The following is a 16,501-nucleotide window of genomic DNA, read 5'->3' on the forward strand; positions in this document are numbered from 1 at the left end:
CGATGAGCAAACGTTGGCTATTCGTCGCGGCCGGACTCATTCTCGTCGGCATCGGAGGCGCGGCGTTTTACGGCTTCAATTTCAGCAAACCCCTCCCGGAATACCGGCAGCAATGGACGTTCGATTCGGGCGACCTTCGCGATCTCGAAATTTCGCTGGATTACCAATCGGTCAACATCGACTTCGTCCCCAGCAAGGACGGAACCAATTCCGTTCGGGTCGAAGGCAAGGCGAAGCAGGAAGTGATCGACCGGCTCAAAAACGTTCAGGTCAGCGACGGCAGCCTGATCATCGACCTGGACGAAAAGGCTCGTTGGTTCGGCTTGTCTCTCGGTAGCTTCAACGTCAAGCAGCAGGTCACCGTCGCTTTGACCGACGAAGCGGCTGCGGCGCTGGACCGCTTGCGCGTCTCGAGCGATGCCGGTTCCGTAACCGTCAACGGCGCCTCGGCGCGCTCGTCGGAGCTGAGCTCGGACGCCGGGAGCATTCGCGTTACCGATTATGAGGGAGAGCAATTGAAGCTCCGGTCCGACGCCGGCACCATCCGCGCGGACAACGTCAAAGCCCGCCTGGAGGCTTCTACCGATGCCGGGGGCATTCAGGTTCAGCATTTGACCGGGACCGCCAAGCTGTCGACCGATTCGGGAAGCGTCAAGCTGATCAAGGACGACACGTCGGGAGCCGATATCAAAACCGATGCGGGCAGCGTCCGGGTGCAGCTGCCGAAGACGTTCGGCGGCATTTACGATTTGCAGACGGATATCGGTTCCATCCATGCGCCGGAATCGAAGCATCTCACCGAGGACGTCGTCAAAGTGCGCACCGATGTCGGGAGCATTCACATTATCGAGGAATAGCGTTGAAGGCAAGAGGACGAGAAGTTCCCTCTTGCCTTTATTTATAGGAATACGCTCTGGCGATAACGGCCAATTTATGAGAAAATCTAAGAAACTAGGACATTTGGAGGCTTTGATGTGACCAAGCACGAAGAACTTGTCGAACTTTTCGGTTTGATCCGGCTTCATAATCGCCTGTGGAGGCAGGAATGGAGCAAGGATAATCCCCAGGACATTTCGATCAGTCAGGTGCAGACGTTGGATATCCTCGCCTCCGAAGGGCCCAAATCCAGCTCGTACCTCTCGCAAATGTTGGGCGTCACATCCGGGGGAATGACCGTCATCTCCGACAAGCTCGTCCGGCAGAATCTCGCCCAACGCATTAACGACGCCACCGACCGAAGGGTCGTCAAGCTGGAAATTACCGAAGAAGGTCTTGAGGCCTTGAAGGCCGTTCATAATAAAAGAGTCGCCCTCATGGAGAAAATGTTCCATACGCTGGACCAATCGGAAATTCGCTTCCTGATCGAAATATACCGCAAGCTGCTGAAGAGCTACCAAGAATGACTACAACGCCGCAAGGCCCGCATCCGTCGCCGGACCGGGCCTTGTTCGTTGTTAGAGGCGTCACCACATCTTGTAGCCGGGCGACCCCTTTCCGCCGCCGATCATGTCGATTAGCGGAAGCGTGTAGGCGATCACGATCAGAGCCGCCGATATCGCCACCCACAGCCCCCAGCGCTCGAACACTCGGGGCGTCTTCTCCGCCGTGTCGATCACCTCGCCGATCGGATATTCCTCTTCGCCTCTTGGCGCCCGCAGCAAGCCGACGACGGCGCACATCAGGACGATGAGACTAAGGAACAGAATGATGCCGCCGATCGCCATCGCCACATGATAAGGCATCCAGAGCACCGATTCGGGACTGTCGTTGTACGTCGTGTAATCGGTTCGGCGCGGATCGCCGAGCAGTCCGGAGCCGTGCATCGAGCCGGACATGAACAGCATCCCGACGCACCATAGCACGACTTGCAGAATGCCGATCCTGTTCAATCTCGCCGTCAGCCTTCTGCCCGTGACGACCGGAATGAGCCAGTAGCCGATGCCGAAGAAGGTGAGCGCGACGCTGGTCGCCACGGTCAGGTGGAAGTGCCCCGTCACCCACAGCGTGTTGTGCACGACGGCGTCCATCTGGTTGCTCGCGTTGACGAGCCCGCCCGCTCCGGCCGGAATGAATACGAGCATCCCCATGAAGGGCGCGAAGAAGCGCACGTCCCGCCAGGGCAGCTTCTTTAGCCAGCCGAACAGACCGGTCGCGCCTCTGGCCCGCCCGCTCAGCTCGAACGTCGCAAACAAAGAGAACGCGGTAATGAGCGACGGAACGACGACCATGAAGGTGAGCACTACCTGAAGGAACTTCCAGAAAGGCGCGATGCCCGGCTCCATCAGCTGGTGGTGGAAGCCGACCGGGATCGAGAACAGCAGCAGCAGAATAAACGAGAGCCGCGCGAGCGCGTCGCTGTATATTTTGCCGCCGATAATTTTCGGAACGATGACGTACCAGCACATGTAGGCCGGCATCAGCCAGAAATAGACGAGCGGATGGCCGAAATACCAGAACAGCGTACGGCTGAGCAGCACGTTGATCGTATCGACCCAGCCGAACGACCAGGGAATGAACTGAAGCAGCACGGTCGCCGCCACGCCGAGCGTCGCGATCTGCCACATGAGCATCGTGACGACGCCCATGAACGCCAGCAGAGGCGACAGCTTGCCGCGGTTGGTTCGCCGCCACGTCCGGTACTGGGCGAACACCCCGTAGCCGCTCAGCCAGCTGCCGACCACAAGCAGAACCAGCGCAATGTAAAAATACGGAGAAGCTTTAAGCGGGGCGTAAAACGTATACAGCACGGTCGCTTTGTTCAGCAGCACCATGACAACGCCAAGCGCGGTTCCCGCCCCCATGAGCGCGAAGCCGGCCCATCCCAGCTTGCGGGAGACCCCCGTCAGCGCTCCCCCCAGCGTGCGGCTCATCCCGGAATACAGAAATCCGATGATAAAAAAGGTAGTGAACACCAGCGCCATCAAGACGCCGTGCGCGGTCAGCAGCTGGTAATAGCCGATGCCCGCCGGAAGCGTCACCGATCCGCTCCTCACCATGCTCTGCAGCATGCCGCAAATGCCGCCCAGGAACAGGGCGGCGTATGCGAACAACAGGTGCGCCAGCACCAGCCTGCCGTCCTTGCGGTCAAACGACTGGATCATATATGCATCGTCCTTTCGGCGTTGCGTCTTTTTACTTCACGACCAGCTTCGTGAACATCATCTGATGCCCGATGCCGCAATACTCGTTGCATAGAATCAAATACTCTCCCGGTTTATCGAACGTATGGGACACCTGATTGATCTCGCCGGGCAGCACCATCATGTTGACGTTCGTTCCGGGAATTTCGAAGCCGTGCACGACGTCCGAGCTGGTAACCGTGAAGCGGACGGTTGAACCGGCCGGAACTTCCAGCGTTGCCGGGCTGTAGCCGAAAGCGTAAGCGACCATGACGGCCTCGTATTGCTTGTCGCCGATCCGCTTGATCTCCGGTTTGTCGAACGGCGGCGTCTTGTCTACCTTGGCCGGATCGATCGAATGGGAATGCCCTGCGCCCGGCGTATCCATCCCCATCGTGAAGGCCGACAGCCCGAGCACGAGCAGGAAGACGACCAGCATCGTCACCCCGAAGGTCAGCCATATTTTTTCCAAGCGATGAATGTGCATGAAGCTCCTTCTCCCCTCGTCGGCGAATGCCGGCTAATTCCGATGCACGTAAAGAACGAACACGGAAACCCACGTGACAACGAGGAAGGCGCCGAGCAGCATCACCGATGCGAACGTTCCCTTGAGCGACGGCTCCCCGGCGTTCGCCGGCTTCTCCCCGCCGGCCGGCCGCTGGTCTCCCGGCTCCTCCTTGCGTACGTCCGATACGCGTTTGGCCACGTTCCAATCCCCCTTCGAACCCGTCGCGGGCCGTTATTCAACGATCAGCTTGCCCGTCATTTCCCCATGGCCCGTTCCGCACATCACGTTGCAATAGAACTTGAACTCTCCGGCCTTGTCGGCCGTGAACGTGACGGATTGGCCGCCTTTCGCTTCCTGATCGTAGCCTTCGATCTTGAGCGAGTGGTTGCCCTGGGCGTTGTTCAGCTTGATCGTGATCTTGTCTCCCTTGGCCACCTTGATCTCCTTCTGATCGAATTCGAAGTTCTTGGCTTCGACCGTGATTTCCTTCGCGCCTCCGGATGCCGTTTGCCCGGACGATTCGGCCGACGCCGGCGCGGAGGAAGCCTCTTTATTGTCGTTCCCTCCGCCGCAAGCGCTAAGCATCCATGCCGCCATCAGCAGGATACCGACTGCAACCGACCACTTCTTCATGCGAGAGTCCCTCCAATGGATTAGGATCAATCTGTCATCATGGATCATCTTAAGGTCGGCGCGCGGTCCCTCACTGTGACCGATCTCACAACCGGCAGGCCCGAGTCATGAACTTTCTGTGACTATGCTCGCTGCGGACGGAGATCAGAACCGGCCAAGACCGGTGGTCCGTAAAGACGCGCTGATCGAGATCCTATGGCCGGATATGGATGCCAAAGAAGCCTACAGCCAGCTGTATGCAGGGATTTATCAGCTCCGCCGGTCCCTGGAGTCGGCGGGCATGCCGATTCGGATCGTCAACACCGGCAACAGTTCCTCCCTGGATCTGGGCGGCTTGTCCAGCGACGTCGACCTGTGAGAGAAGCGCCTTGGGAACGAGGGTGAAGTGGAGAAGCTGTCTTCGGAACATTATAAGAATTGCTGAATCTGTACAGGGGGGATTTCTTGGGGGAACAAGATTACGTGTGGGCGGAGCACCAACGCCAGCGTTTGCGGAGCGTCTGGCACCATTACGCCTTGCGGCTCGGCAAACGGCTGGAGGAGAGCGAAGAGCTAACGCTGGCCGCGACCTGTTACATCAGGTGCAACAACGCATGCCGTATATGGAAGAGACAGGACTTCGCCTAGGAACGGAACTGCGTCCGATACTTCTCGCCCCACGATTGCAGCGACCGGATCAGCGGAACGAGCGTCCGGCCCAAGTCGGTCATCCGGTAGTAGATCCGAAGCGGGGAGTCCTGGCCGATTTCCCGCTCGATGACGCCGTTCTTCTCGAGCTCGCGGAGCTGCAGCGTGAGCATTCGCTGCGTAATGCCGGGAATCAAACGCCGCAGTTCATTAAACCGCAGCTTGTCTTGCGCCAGGTGATAGAGAATGATCGCCCTCCACTTGCCGCCCATGATGTGCATCGGGATGCCGACGTATACCGGAGCCTGCGAGCCGCCGTCGGACACCCTTTTTTCTTTCTTCGTAAGCATATAAACCTCCGTCATTTTTAAGTATTCCTATTGTAACCGGACGCTCTGAACAATTTCTTAAAGCGAACGCGCGGGCGATGTCTTTCCAAAACTCTCCGATCGGAGCGGTCATACATCCTATTGGGATGGGCAAACATACTGGCCAGGTGCGGAAACGACGCATCTTCGGAAAAAAACGGGCAGCCGTAAAGCCGCCCGGGTTTCTTTTCTATTTCGCAATCCATATATTCAACTCGTCCCCTCCCCCTTCTTCGGGATGAGGCGTTTCCTGCTCGATTTCTATAGGATTCGGCCGATCGACTTTGCTGCAAGCCACAGTAGGGTCCTCCTTATTCCGGAATGAACTTCCCCGCTATTTTGCACAACTGTCGGGAACGTATTCGAGTCCGGCGCTGATTCCATGACTGCAGCCGGTTCACTTTGACTTAACCGTCTTGATTTTCCGGCAACGTGACGGAGACCCCTACCGTCCGAGAGCCGCTGGACTTACGGCTGCTCAGGGCCGAAGTGCTGGACGCTTAAGAAGTTCGCTTTATCTCGATACGGAAATCGCCAGACTTGCAAAAAAGGCGCCCGGCCTTCCCGCGATCCAACGATCGCGATAAGGTTCGAACGCCTTGCGAATGCGTGCGGTTTACTTGCTGTGGGTTGCGATCTCCCAGTTGACCTCTTCCATCGTGACGCTGGCCAGCTCCAGTTCCATCGCCTTGTTTTAAACGCCCTCCAGCTTCAGCTTGCCCAGCGCTTCGGCCGCCTTCGCGCGGGCGGCTTCGACCGTCTCGGCGGCGGCCAGCGCGACCGCCATCCGGCGGCCGGTCTTCGTCACCGGCTTGCCGAATATCCGCAGCTGCGTATCGGGCAGCGCCAACGCCTCTTCCGCACCGGTCAGCCGGTACGAGGACCATTCCCCGTCCGCCTTCAGCGGCCGGCTCGCTCCCGGCGACACGAGCTTGATCTCCGGAATCGGCAGTCCCATAATCGCCCTGACGTGCAGCGCGAACTCCGACAAGTTCTGGCTGATCAGCGTGACGAGCCCCGTGTCGTGCGGGCGCGGCGACACTTCGCTGAAATACACCTTGTCGCCGGAGAGGAACAGCTCCACGCCGAAGATGCCGACGCCGCCGAGCGCGTCCGTGATGGCGCGGGCGATCCGCTTGGACTCGGCAATCTGCGCTTCCGTCATCGCATGCGGCTGCCACGATTCGATGTAGTCCCCGTCCTTCTGAATGTGGCCGATCGGCGCGCAAAATTGCGTGCCGCCCGCGGAACGGACCGTCAGCAGCGTAATTTCCGAGTCGAAGCGGATAAACTCCTCCAAGATGACGCGTCCTTGCTGAACACGGCCGCCCTCCATCGCCGTCTGCCAGCTTCGGGACAGCTCCTCCTCGGAGCGGCAGACGCTTTGGCCTTTGCCGGACGAGCTCATCAGCGGCTTGACGACGCACGGAAAGCCCATCTCCCGGGCGGCCGCCGCAAATTCCTCGTACGTATCGGCGAAGCGGTATTGCGCCGTCGGAAGCCCGAGTTCCTCCGCCGCCAGCCGGCGAATGCCTTCCCGGTCCATCGTCAGCCGCGCCGCGCGGGCCGTCGGAATGACGCGGAAGCCTTCCTCCTCCAGCTTCACCAGCTCCGCCGTCGCGATCGCTTCGATCTCCGGCACGATCCAATCCGGCTTCTCCCGCTCCACGAGCTCGCGAAGCGCCTGCTTGTCCAGCATATCGATCACATAGCTCCGATCCGCCACATGCATCGCCGGCGCGCCTTCGTACCGGTCCACCGCAACCGTCTCGACCCCAAGCCGCTGCGCTTCAATGATTACTTCTTTGCCGAGCTCGCCGGAACCGAGCAGCAGCAACTTCTTCGTATGGAACATGTCCGCCCCTCCATCGGATATTGTCGTAAATCCCATTATACACGAACGGCAAGACGCACCGAAACGAGGTTCCGGTGCCCGAGCGGAGTATGAACGGCGCACATTTCACCCATTCTATTAGGGAGGACGGGAGGTGAGAACGCCATGGCCAAAGACGTGTTATGCGAAGTGAATTCCTGCAAATACTGGGCGAACGGCAACAAGTGCGCCGCTACCTCGATCTACGTGGTCAGCAACCGGGGCAGGGAAGCCCGCAATTCCGAAGAGACGGACTGCAAAACGTTCGAGCCGAAGGTTTAAGCAGCGCTGCGCGAAACAGGGGGGCGGCTCGGCGCAGAGCCGTTCCCTTGCGTTGCCGCTTCCCCCAGCATTATGCCCGCAATTGAGAATAATTATCATAAGCTGCAGAAAATTTTTCCCTGCTCTAGCCATTCTGTCCGGTCGGATCGGATCCGGAGCGCCCCAAGCGCTCGCGAAGCTGCCGCTGGACGACAATGCCAAAGCTCAACTGCTGGCCTAGTGGAAAAGCGGAACGCTCGGCTCCGAAGCGCTGCGGCTCGTTCCCGCCGGCTATAGGGAAGCCGTCGTCCGCGAAAGCGTCCGCCTGTTTACGGACGGCCTGCAGACGACGATGTTCGTCTCCGCCGCCGCAAGCGTGGCCGGAGCCGCCCTGACCTTGCTGCTGTTCCGTCTGTCGGCAAGCAGACGGGGCGGCGTCCCCGCTTCGGCCGATTCCGTCGCGAATCGCTCGTCTTCCGCGCCCTGACAGGGTACCCTCTACCCGGCCTCGCTTTCGCGAGGCTTTTGGCGCGCCGGCATCGTCTTCATGCGCTGACGATTGACACAAAATCTAACATCATATTTTCTGTGAATGGTCTATAAATCCAAATCCGGATTCTATGCCACATTATCATGTTAACTATGTTGACGATATCCAAAAACGGCTATAAAATTACGAGCATATCTTACAGGATGCAATTGGAGATTGCCCGGAACGCGGCAAACGAGGAGGTAGCGTATGAGGATTTTGATGCTAAAGCATTTTTCCTTCGACGACGAGAGCGCGATTGCGGGCTGGGCGGAACGCAAAGGCCATCCCTATACGCTGATCGAACCTCCCGAACAAGGAACATTGCCGGATCTCGATTCCTTCGATCTGCTCATTATTCTGGGAGGGCCGATGAGCGTTTACGAGGAGAGCCGCTACCCTTGGCTCGTTCGGGAAAAGCGGTTCATCCGCTCGGCGGCGGGCGCGGGCAAAGCCGTGCTCGGCATCTGCCTGGGCGGCCAACTGCTCGCCGAGACGCTCGGCGGAAGCGTCTATCGGAACGTCCACAAGGAAATCGGGTTCCACCCGATTGGGCGCACCGCGATCAAGCACCCTCTGTTCGAAGGCATGCCGGAACGATTCCACTCTTACCAGTGGCACGGCGACGCGTTCGAACTGCCGCCCGGAGCGGAAAGACTCGCCTATTCGGACGCTTGTCCGAACCAGGCCTTCGCTTACGGGCCGAACATTCTGGGCTTGCAGTTCCACCTCGAGACGACGCCGGCCTGCATTGAAGAGATGCTGCACCGCTGGTCGGACGAACTGAAGGAAGCGCCGTATATCCAGGACGCCGGACGCATCCGGGAGCAGCTCGCGCGCACCCGCGACTCGCACGCCATGCTTCACGGCATCCTGGACAATTTCGAGAAAGTCGGGGCGTTGTAAGGCAGCGGAGCCGAACGAACTGCTCCCGCCGATAGGCATGCCTGAGTTCCAATCTTCTCCAAGGAGCACCAAAATGAAGAAGCGGAGCCGCGCACAGACGTCTTCGCCTGCCGAAACTCCGCTCTCGATCTTTTAGCCGATGACGTACAATCTGCTCGTCTCTTCCCAGATTTCGCCCTTCTCCAGCCCGATCAATCCGATCTCTTCGGCCGGAAGCTCGACGTTCGGCGCGTTCACCAGATTCACCTGCGGCTCCGGACAGAAGAAGCCGCCTTGCGCTCCATTGTTCCAGATCATCCATTGCTTGTAGCCGGCGCCGACGTCGTAGACCAGCTTGACGCCCGCCCGCGTGTCGGTCAACTCCATGTAATTCCGCCCGTTCTGCGTCCGGGATGTGTAGTGATTGTCCATCGGTTCGAAGAACGGCGACTGCGTGCCCTCGATCATCTTCTTCTCGCCTTCGGACAGCGGCTGACGGCGTCCGGTCGGAAGCATCCGGCCGTCCGCTCCCATCTCCCAGCGCTCGCCGATCGTCAGCTTGAACCGGACGTCGTCCCGTCCGCTTCCCGGCGCGAACGGCGCGTTCACCGCCGTGTGGAACGCCAGCAGGCAAGGCAGCCGCTTGGCGCCGTTGTTGCGCACGGTAACCCGCTGAAGCAGCCCCTCTTCGCTCAGCGTATATTGCAGCTTCAGCGTGAATTCGAACGGCATATACTCGTAGATCGGGTGACCGGAATCGACCGTCAGCGACAGCGTGACGCGGCTCTCCAGCTTGTCCGCTCCGAAGTGGTCCACCTTCCACGCGGCCGTGTGCGCGAAGCCGTGAAGGTGGTTGCCTCTAGCCGTCTCGTTCACCGGGAATTGATACGTCGTGCCGTCCCACGGAAATTTGCCGGCGTCGTAGCGGTTGGGCGGGAACAGCACGGGAATGCCGTGAATGCCCGGGTTCGCTTTAAACGCTTCCATTTCCTCCGCGGCAGGCTCCCGCAGGAAAACGAAGTTCCGCTCCGTATCCCGGAACGCGATCAGATTGGCGCCGATCTGCGGCAGCACTGCCGCCTCGTAGGGCCCGGCCTGCAGCCAGACCGCTTGCTCTCCTTGATAGGTGCCCTCGTACGCCTTAGGAATCGTAACCATAAGATCCTCCTCAAGATCGATCGAAAAATGACTTGTACGTACATCTATCTCTAGCATAACACACTATGGCGGGAGAAGAGTAGTCCGAGCGCAGGCGGTCGAAGCGGCTATCGTTCGCAATCCCTTTGACCGAGAGGTCGCGGGCGGCCCCAATGAAAAGCGGCTGTCGCCGGGTTCCCTGAACCCGAGGACAGCCGTCTCTATTTCCGCATCAACGCTTCCGAGCGCTTCGAAGAACGGACGCAGCGGTATGTACAGCCGGTTGTCCGTCATCATCGGGGCCGGCTCGAGCGGCTTGACCGTTCCGTCGATTTTAAGCGTCGACCGGACTGTGGTTCATGTCCCCGCGGCCTCCGCCCCCGCCGGGAGTCCCCAACTTGAATTCGCGGCATTTGCGCCTCGGGCGCGTTGGCGTTCCTCCACTTCGCCTTGCCTGTCGCCGCGTCGATCGCGGTCCACCCGCCGCCGGACACGAACACCGTGTCTCCGTCCGCCAACAGCACGGGAAGCGCCGTACTGTTCGTTTGGTACGTCCACGCAAGCTTGCCCGAGGAAGCGTTCAGCTTGACCACCTTCCCGGACGCCGACGCGGCGTAAAGGTAGCCTCCCGCGATCTGCGGCGTTCCCCGTACCTTTTTGAGCGCATATTTCCATAACGTTTTGCCCGTATTCAAGGTCAGAGCCGTAATCCCGTCAGCCTTCACGATGTAGACCTTGTCTCCGGACACCGCTATGCGGTCGGCGATCGTCTCCGTCGTCGGAAGGCCCAAATCCGCCGTCCAGCGCGGGCTCGCCGCCGCCACCTTCCGGTCGAAGCTGTACGTTGTGTGCAAGTTGTACTTCGTCGCCCCCGCCGCCTGCGCGGCTTGCATCGTCCCCGTCGCGACCGTGCCGGCTAGAAGCAGTCCGGCCGTCGCCAGCATCCATTTTCGCTTCCGGCCGTGCAACTAAAACAACGATGAAGGGTAAGATTGCATGGGGAGTACCATTAGACAATCGGGAGGTCGGGCAAAATGGAGTTTCGCACGGAACACGATACGATGGGGGAAATTCAGGTTCCCGCCGAAGCGATGTGGGGCGCGCAGACCGAGCGGAGCCGGCAGCATTTCCGGATCGGCACGGAGAAGATGCCGCTGGAGCTGATTCGGGCGTTCGCCCTCCTCAAGAAAACGGCGGCCTCCGTCAACCGGGAGCTCGGGACGCTGGAGCCGGAGAAGGCGGACGCCATTATCGCCGCGGCCGAGGAGGTTTCCGAGGGCCGGTGGGACGAGCATTTCCCGCTTGTCGTCTGGCAGACGGGCAGCGGAACGCAGTCCAACATGAACGTGAACGAGGTCATCGCGCGAAGGGCCAATCAATTGTTGGAAAAATCGGGCAGCACGCTGCGCGTCCATCCGAACGACGACGTCAACAAGTCGCAAAGCTCGAACGACACGTTCCCGACCGCGATGCACATCGCAGGCAAGATCGCGGTCGAAGACGTTCTGATCCCCGCGCTCGACACCTTGAAGGAGACGCTGCGGGAGAAGATGGAGGCGTTCCGGCACATCGTCAAAATCGGCCGCACGCATCTGCAGGACGCCACCCCCTTGTCGCTGGGGCAGGAGATTAGCGGCTGGTGGGCGATGCTGGACCGCTCCGGACTCATGATCTGGGAGAGCGCGAAATCGCTGGGCGAGCTGGCGATCGGCGGCACCGCCGTCGGCACGGGCATCAACGCGCATCCTTCGTTCGGCGACAAAGTCGCCGAGGCGCTCAGCAAGGAGACCGGCAAAACGTTCGTCTCCTCGACGAACAAGTTCCACGCGCTGACGAGCCATGATCAGATGGTCTACGCGCATGGAGCGCTCAAAGCGCTGGCCGCCGATCTGATGAAGATCGCCAACGACGTGCGGTGGCTGGCGAGCGGCCCGCGCTGCGGCATCGGGGAGATCGTCATTCCCGAGAACGAGCCGGGCAGCTCGATCATGCCGGGCAAGGTCAATCCGACCCAATGCGAAGCGATGACGATGGTCGCCTGCCAGGTCATGGGCAACGATGCGGTCATCGGCTTCGCGGCGAGTCAGGGCAATTTCGAGCTGAACGTGTTCAAGCCGGTCATCTTGCACAACTTCATGCAGTCGGTGCGGTTGCTGGCGGACGCCATACGCTCGTTCAACGAGCATTGCGCCGTCGGCATCGAGCCGAACGAGCGGGTCATTCGTCGCAACCTCGAGCAATCGCTCATGCTCGTGACCGCGCTGAATCCGCACATCGGATACGAGAACGCGGCGAAAATCGCCAAGCTGGCCCACAAGGAAGGGCTCTCGCTGAAGGAAGCCGCCCTTGCCACCGGACTGCTGACCGCGGAGCAGTTCGACCGGATTATGCGGCCGGAAGACATGATCGGTGAGGTAAAGCTTTAATTTGCAGGCTTTTAACAGCCGCACGGGAGGCCGGGCGGCTGTTCGCGCGCAACCTCCGCCAGCTTTGCATAAAAACTTCAGATGCTTGTCCGGGATACTTCAGGGGATGTTTATCCCGTACAAAGTCCCCTTTCTTATTCGCGTCGGCACTCCGACTCCAATCGGGGGATTGCCTTGCTCTTACGGACCCTGGATCCGCTATTTCACGCCTGGAAGCTTATTTAAGCAATGGAACGGACAGACGATCCGTTATTTGCTTCAAAGCGTACCCCTAACGGGGAAAAACCGACGCATAGCGGAACCAGGGTCCGTTAGAATCTCAAAAACGCGATTTTCTAGCAAATAGCGGCCCCTGTGTCCGTTAGCGTTCGGATTTCTGCTCGGGTATGCTCCGAAGACGTTTTTGCTTGTGGAAAAATAGCTTGATGACTCCCGATGTTGTTTATGCAAAGCTGGCGCGCAAAATCGCCTTGCTCGTTATGCTTATTTATGCACGTCTGCCGCGTCATCGGACAGCGCCCCTTCCGATTTCGCTTCCGTCGCCGCAGCCAAGCAACGCCTCCTAGCAGCATAACCGCCTCCCGCCCATTTGCACGCTTATCTTCGTACCTCAGAAGCGACATTCGACGGCTCTCCCATCGAACCCCCTTGCCTAGCAACATATCTCCCTCCGACACATTTGCACGCTTATCCCCGCACCTCAGAAGGGACGCTCGACGGCTCCGCCTATTAAAGCCTCCCTGCTTTCCCCATCTTTTCGCGCACACGGACGGGCGAACAAGTTCCGCTGAGCAGCGGGGATAAGCCCGCAAAAATAGGCCAAGAGGGAATCCGCTCCCCTCCTAGAACAAAAGAAGCTTCCCCCAACGGTAGCCCGTCGTGCGGGGAAGCTTCTTTTCACTCGCTCAAACGCCGTCGCCGAGCGCTCCCGCCGTTGCCTGCGAAGAGCCGCCGCGACCCGCGCTTGCCGAAGATGAGCCGGCGGCGTCCGCGCCTTGCCCGCCGCGGCCCATGAACGGCCACCAATTGACCGGGCCGAACAAGCGGACCATGACGGGAATGAACAACGGCAGAATGACGACCGCGTACAAGAACAGGCCGCACAGGACGATGACGGCAATCTGCATCAGCGACAGCACGCCGGACGGCAGCATCGCCGCGAACGTTCCGCCCAGAATGATCGCCGCGGACAGAATGACCGTTCCCATGCTGCGCATCGCCTTCAGGATCGCCTCCTGCGGCGACAGCAGATGGCGGTATTCCTTGAAGCGGTCCATCAGGAAGATGCTGTAGTCGACTCCCAGCGCCATCAGCATGACGAAGCCGAAGAACGGGATAACCCAACTCGTGCCCGAATAGCCGAGCATCCGGACGAAGATCAGCTCCGTGGCCGCCATGGACGTGTAATACGTTGCGAGAAGCGACACGAGCAGGTAGAGCGGAATGACGACCGAACGGAACAGGACGAACAAGATGAGCGCGATTCCGACAATCATCAGAATGACCGTTTGCCTGTAGTCGTTCGACGAAATTTCATGCAGGTCGTTGTTCACGCTGGTGACCCCGCCGATCGCCACTTGCGCTTGATCGTAGCCGGCGCTCTTGAGCGTGCGCAGCGCCGCTTCGTTCAGGTCGTCCGTTTTCTTCATCGTCTCCACGTCGTAAGGATTGCCGGAGAAGACAACTTCGAATTTGGCGATTTTGCGGTCCGCCGACAGGTAAGTGTCCAGCGACGCTTGGAAATCGGCGTTCTTCAGCGCGTCGTTCGGAATGAACCAGCCGCTCATTTGTTTGTCGGAGGCGTCCGACAGCTCGCCCAGATAGCTCTGAGCGGATTTCAATCCTCCGCTCACTTGCGACAGGCCGTCGACGCTGTCTTGAAGCCCGCTCGTCAATTGGCCGAGCTGGCCGCTTAACGCCGCGACGCCCGATGCCAGCTTCTCCTGGCCCGCGGCAATCTCCTTCGCGCCCGCCGACAGGCTCGGCACTTGCGCCACAACTTGCCCTTGCCCGCTGGCGGCTTGCTCGATACCGCTGCGCAGCTCGCCGATGCCGGCCGCCAGCGACTTCAGCCCCTTCGCCAACTCGGCTTGCCCGCCGGCAGCTTGCTTCAAGCCGGCATTGGCCTGGCTAAGCCCTTGCGCATAGCCTTGCAGCTGCCCGTTCAACTCCCGCAGCCGGGCGCTCGTCTCCGAGGCACTGCCTTGCAGGCTTCCGACCGCCGCCTGCGCTTGCAGAAACGCCTCGTCCTTCTGCAGCTCCGGATACTTCTGCGCCAATCCGTCAAGACCGGTGCCGAGATCGCCCAGCCCTTGCGCCAGAGCCTCCTGCTTCGAGGCGATGTCGGCGTAACCGGCGGCCAGAGAGTTCATTCCGGCGCCCAGCTTCTCGTACTGCCCTTGCAGCTGCTCGCTCGCAAGAGCCAGCTGCTCCGCGCTCTTCTGCGCTTGCGCCAGACTGTCGCCCAGCTGAGCGGCGCCGGCCGATCCGTCCCGAAGCCCCGCCTCGATCCGGCGCAGCGCGTCGCCCAGCCGTCCGATGCCCGCCTCCAGATCCCGGGTCCCGCTCGCCAGCTTCTCGGCCCCGTCGGCCGCGCTTTGCAGCTGCGGCGATTGGCCGGCTAGGCTGTCGCCCGCTTTCTGGAGCCCGGCCGCCACCCGATCGATCCCGGCGGTTCCCTGGCCGATGCCGCTGTCCAGCTGGCCGACCTGATTGGACACCTGCAAGTCGGCGAGCGGTTCGCCGGTCGGCCGCGTGGCGCTGCGGACGGTCTTCACGCCCTCCGTCTGCGCCAATTCCCGCGTCAGCCGCTCGATCATCGCAAGCCCGTCAGTCGTGTCGAGCGCCTTGTCGGACTTGACCACGACGGTCGTCGGCAGCGAATCCCCGGGCCCGAAGCTGTCCGAAATGTAGTTGAAGGCCTTGACGGAATCGTACTTCTCGCCGATCTCTTCGAGCGAGTTGAACGAGACCGAGCCCTTATAAACGCTGAGCAGAGGAACGATGACGACGGCGAGCAGCAGCAGGGCGATCAGCGGGCGGTGGTAAGAGAAGCCGCCGACCGCCCCCCATACGCGGTTCGGCTTATGCTCGAGCGACCCGCGGGACGGCCAGAAAATCGCGTTCCCCATCGTCGCCAGGAAGAACGGCACGATCGTGAACAGCGCCGCGAGCAGCACGGCGACGCCCACCGCCACCGCGACCGCCGACCGGAAGAGGCTGAACGTGGAGAACCCGATCGTCGCGAAGCCGACGAGCACCGCGATGCCCGAGAACAGCACCGTCCGGCCTGAAGTGCGGTACGTCGTGAGAATCGCCTGCAGCCGGTCGCTTCCGTGCGCCAGTTCTTCCTTGAACCGGCTGATCAGCAAGATGCAATAGTCCGTTCCGATGCCGAACATGATCGCCACCAGAAAAATTTGTGTAAAAGTTGACAACGGAAAATCGAGGTATTTGACCAGATAAGCGACGATCGACTGCGACGCCAGGTAGCTGATTCCGATCGTCAGCAGCGGCACGAACGGCGCGAAGGCCGAGCGGAACACGACGAACAGAATGGCCAGAATGAAGACGACGGTAATCCATTCCGTCTTCTTGAGGCCTTCCTCGGAACTTTGGACGACATCCTCCTGGATGAGCCAATTGCCCGTATAGTAGTGTTCGACCTTCACGTCCTTCACGGCGTCGTAAAGCGCGTCTCTCGCCTCGGCGGCCGTGCGGCCTTCGAGGGACACTTCCACCAGCGCGAGCACGGTGCGGCCGTCGGCCGACACTTCCTGCTTGGCCAGCTCCGGCGTGTCGAAGGAATTGATGACCGAGCGAATGCCAAGCTTGTCTCGGTTGCTCTTCAGCTCTTCGATGCCGTGGCGGATGTCCTCCATCTCGGCGTCGCTCAGCTTCCGTTCGCCATGGAACACGAGCACCGTCGATTCCGTATCCGAGCCGGAATTCGCCCCGCTCATTTCCGCCAGCAGGCGGTTCGCTTCCATCGAAGGATAGTTGTCCGGAACGGTGATTTGTCCCTTGTCCCGAACCAACTGCTGCATATCCGGCGCGCCGAGCGCGAGCCCGACAACCGCCGCGAGCCACAGCGCAACCACCAGCCATCTGAACCGGATGATGTACTTCATCGATC

17 protein-coding genes are annotated in these 16,501 nt (G+C 60.3%); 8 read left to right on the forward strand and 9 right to left on the reverse strand.

All coding sequences use genetic code 11. The features are described 5' to 3' along the window. The first annotated feature begins 2 nt into the window (after positions 1-2). Complete coding sequence (locus tag G485_RS24895) at positions 3-857, forward strand: DUF4097 family beta strand repeat-containing protein (protein ID WP_051317978.1); 855 nt, start codon at positions 3-5, stop codon at positions 855-857. Between the two features lie 117 nt (positions 858-974). Then, positions 975-1,403 (forward strand): MarR family winged helix-turn-helix transcriptional regulator, encoded by a 429-nt coding sequence (locus tag G485_RS0102985; RefSeq protein WP_027091308.1) that lies wholly within the window; start codon positions 975-977, stop codon positions 1,401-1,403. A gap of 60 nt (positions 1,404-1,463) precedes the next feature. Here the strand turns inward: G485_RS0102985 and G485_RS0102990 are convergent, their stop codons facing one another. Genes G485_RS0102990 through G485_RS0103005 form a run of 4 tightly spaced genes read right to left on the reverse strand, consistent with a single transcriptional unit; the run spans position 1,464 to position 4,260 of the window. After that, a complete protein-coding gene (locus tag G485_RS0102990; RefSeq protein ID WP_027091309.1) occupies positions 1,464-3,101 on the reverse strand; it encodes a b(o/a)3-type cytochrome-c oxidase subunit 1 in 1,638 nt (545 codons plus the stop codon). A gap of 31 nt (positions 3,102-3,132) precedes the next feature. Continuing rightward, positions 3,133-3,606, reverse strand: a complete 474-nt coding sequence (locus G485_RS0102995; protein ID WP_027091310.1) for a cytochrome c oxidase subunit II — start codon at positions 3,604-3,606, stop codon at positions 3,133-3,135. Between the two features lie 33 nt (positions 3,607-3,639). Then, positions 3,640-3,825, reverse strand: a complete 186-nt coding sequence (locus tag G485_RS0103000) for a hypothetical protein (RefSeq protein ID WP_027091311.1) — start codon at positions 3,823-3,825, stop codon at positions 3,640-3,642. Between the two features lie 33 nt (positions 3,826-3,858). Further along, a complete protein-coding gene (locus tag G485_RS0103005; RefSeq protein ID WP_027091312.1) occupies positions 3,859-4,260 on the reverse strand; it encodes a cupredoxin domain-containing protein in 402 nt (133 codons plus the stop codon). 118 nt (positions 4,261-4,378) lie between these two features. Between G485_RS0103005 and G485_RS0103010 the strand changes: the two genes are divergently transcribed. Further along, positions 4,379-4,618 (forward strand): AfsR/SARP family transcriptional regulator, encoded by a 240-nt coding sequence (locus G485_RS0103010; protein WP_156922079.1) that lies wholly within the window; start codon positions 4,379-4,381, stop codon positions 4,616-4,618. A gap of 86 nt (positions 4,619-4,704) precedes the next feature. Beyond that, on the forward strand, positions 4,705-4,887 hold the full coding sequence (locus tag G485_RS0103015) for a hypothetical protein (protein WP_156922081.1): 183 nt from the start codon (positions 4,705-4,707) through the stop codon (positions 4,885-4,887). On the opposite strand, the gene G485_RS0103020 is transcribed toward G485_RS0103015, so the two are convergent. Further along, a complete protein-coding gene (locus G485_RS0103020; protein ID WP_035154574.1) occupies positions 4,884-5,237 on the reverse strand; it encodes a winged helix-turn-helix transcriptional regulator in 354 nt (117 codons plus the stop codon). The genes G485_RS0103015 and G485_RS0103020 overlap by 4 nt on opposite strands. A gap of 712 nt (positions 5,238-5,949) precedes the next feature. Then, complete coding sequence (gene purT, locus G485_RS0103030) at positions 5,950-7,110, reverse strand: phosphoribosylglycinamide formyltransferase 2 (protein WP_027091316.1); 1,161 nt, start codon at positions 7,108-7,110, stop codon at positions 5,950-5,952. A 144-nt stretch (positions 7,111-7,254) separates the two neighbouring features. On the opposite strand from purT, the gene G485_RS28735 reads away from it, so the two are divergent. The 3 genes from G485_RS28735 (at position 7,255) to G485_RS0103045 (ending at position 8,824) form a co-directional block, all read left to right on the forward strand. Beyond that, the gene (locus G485_RS28735) at positions 7,255-7,410 is read left to right on the forward strand and encodes a DUF1540 domain-containing protein (RefSeq protein ID WP_084423085.1); all 156 of its coding nucleotides are present in this window, start codon (positions 7,255-7,257) and stop codon (positions 7,408-7,410) included. 331 nt (positions 7,411-7,741) lie between these two features. Beyond that, the gene (locus G485_RS31190; protein WP_276203328.1) at positions 7,742-7,876 is read left to right on the forward strand and encodes a hypothetical protein; all 135 of its coding nucleotides are present in this window, start codon (positions 7,742-7,744) and stop codon (positions 7,874-7,876) included. A gap of 252 nt (positions 7,877-8,128) precedes the next feature. Next, positions 8,129-8,824, forward strand: coding sequence for a type 1 glutamine amidotransferase (locus G485_RS0103045; protein WP_027091317.1), 696 nt, complete (start codon positions 8,129-8,131; stop codon positions 8,822-8,824). Positions 8,825-8,956: 132 nt separating this feature from the next. On the opposite strand, the gene G485_RS0103050 is transcribed toward G485_RS0103045, so the two are convergent. After that, the gene (locus G485_RS0103050; RefSeq protein ID WP_027091318.1) at positions 8,957-9,961 is read right to left on the reverse strand and encodes an aldose 1-epimerase; all 1,005 of its coding nucleotides are present in this window, start codon (positions 9,959-9,961) and stop codon (positions 8,957-8,959) included. Between the two features lie 272 nt (positions 9,962-10,233). Then, entirely contained in the window at positions 10,234-10,884 is a 651-nt protein-coding gene (locus G485_RS0103055; protein WP_027091319.1) for an outer membrane protein assembly factor BamB family protein, read from the reverse strand. A 90-nt stretch (positions 10,885-10,974) separates the two neighbouring features. Between G485_RS0103055 and fumC the strand changes: the two genes are divergently transcribed. After that, on the forward strand, positions 10,975-12,366 hold the full coding sequence (gene fumC, locus G485_RS0103060; protein ID WP_027091320.1) for a class II fumarate hydratase: 1,392 nt from the start codon (positions 10,975-10,977) through the stop codon (positions 12,364-12,366). A gap of 905 nt (positions 12,367-13,271) precedes the next feature. Here the strand turns inward: fumC and G485_RS24900 are convergent. Continuing rightward, complete coding sequence (locus G485_RS24900) at positions 13,272-16,496, reverse strand: efflux RND transporter permease subunit (protein ID WP_051317979.1); 3,225 nt, start codon at positions 16,494-16,496, stop codon at positions 13,272-13,274. Positions 16,497-16,501: the final 5 nt, after the last annotated feature.

It is taken from the genome of Cohnella thermotolerans DSM 17683 (assembly GCF_000429825.1).
Taxonomy (GTDB): Bacteria; Bacillota; Bacilli; order Paenibacillales; family Paenibacillaceae; genus Cohnella; species Cohnella thermotolerans.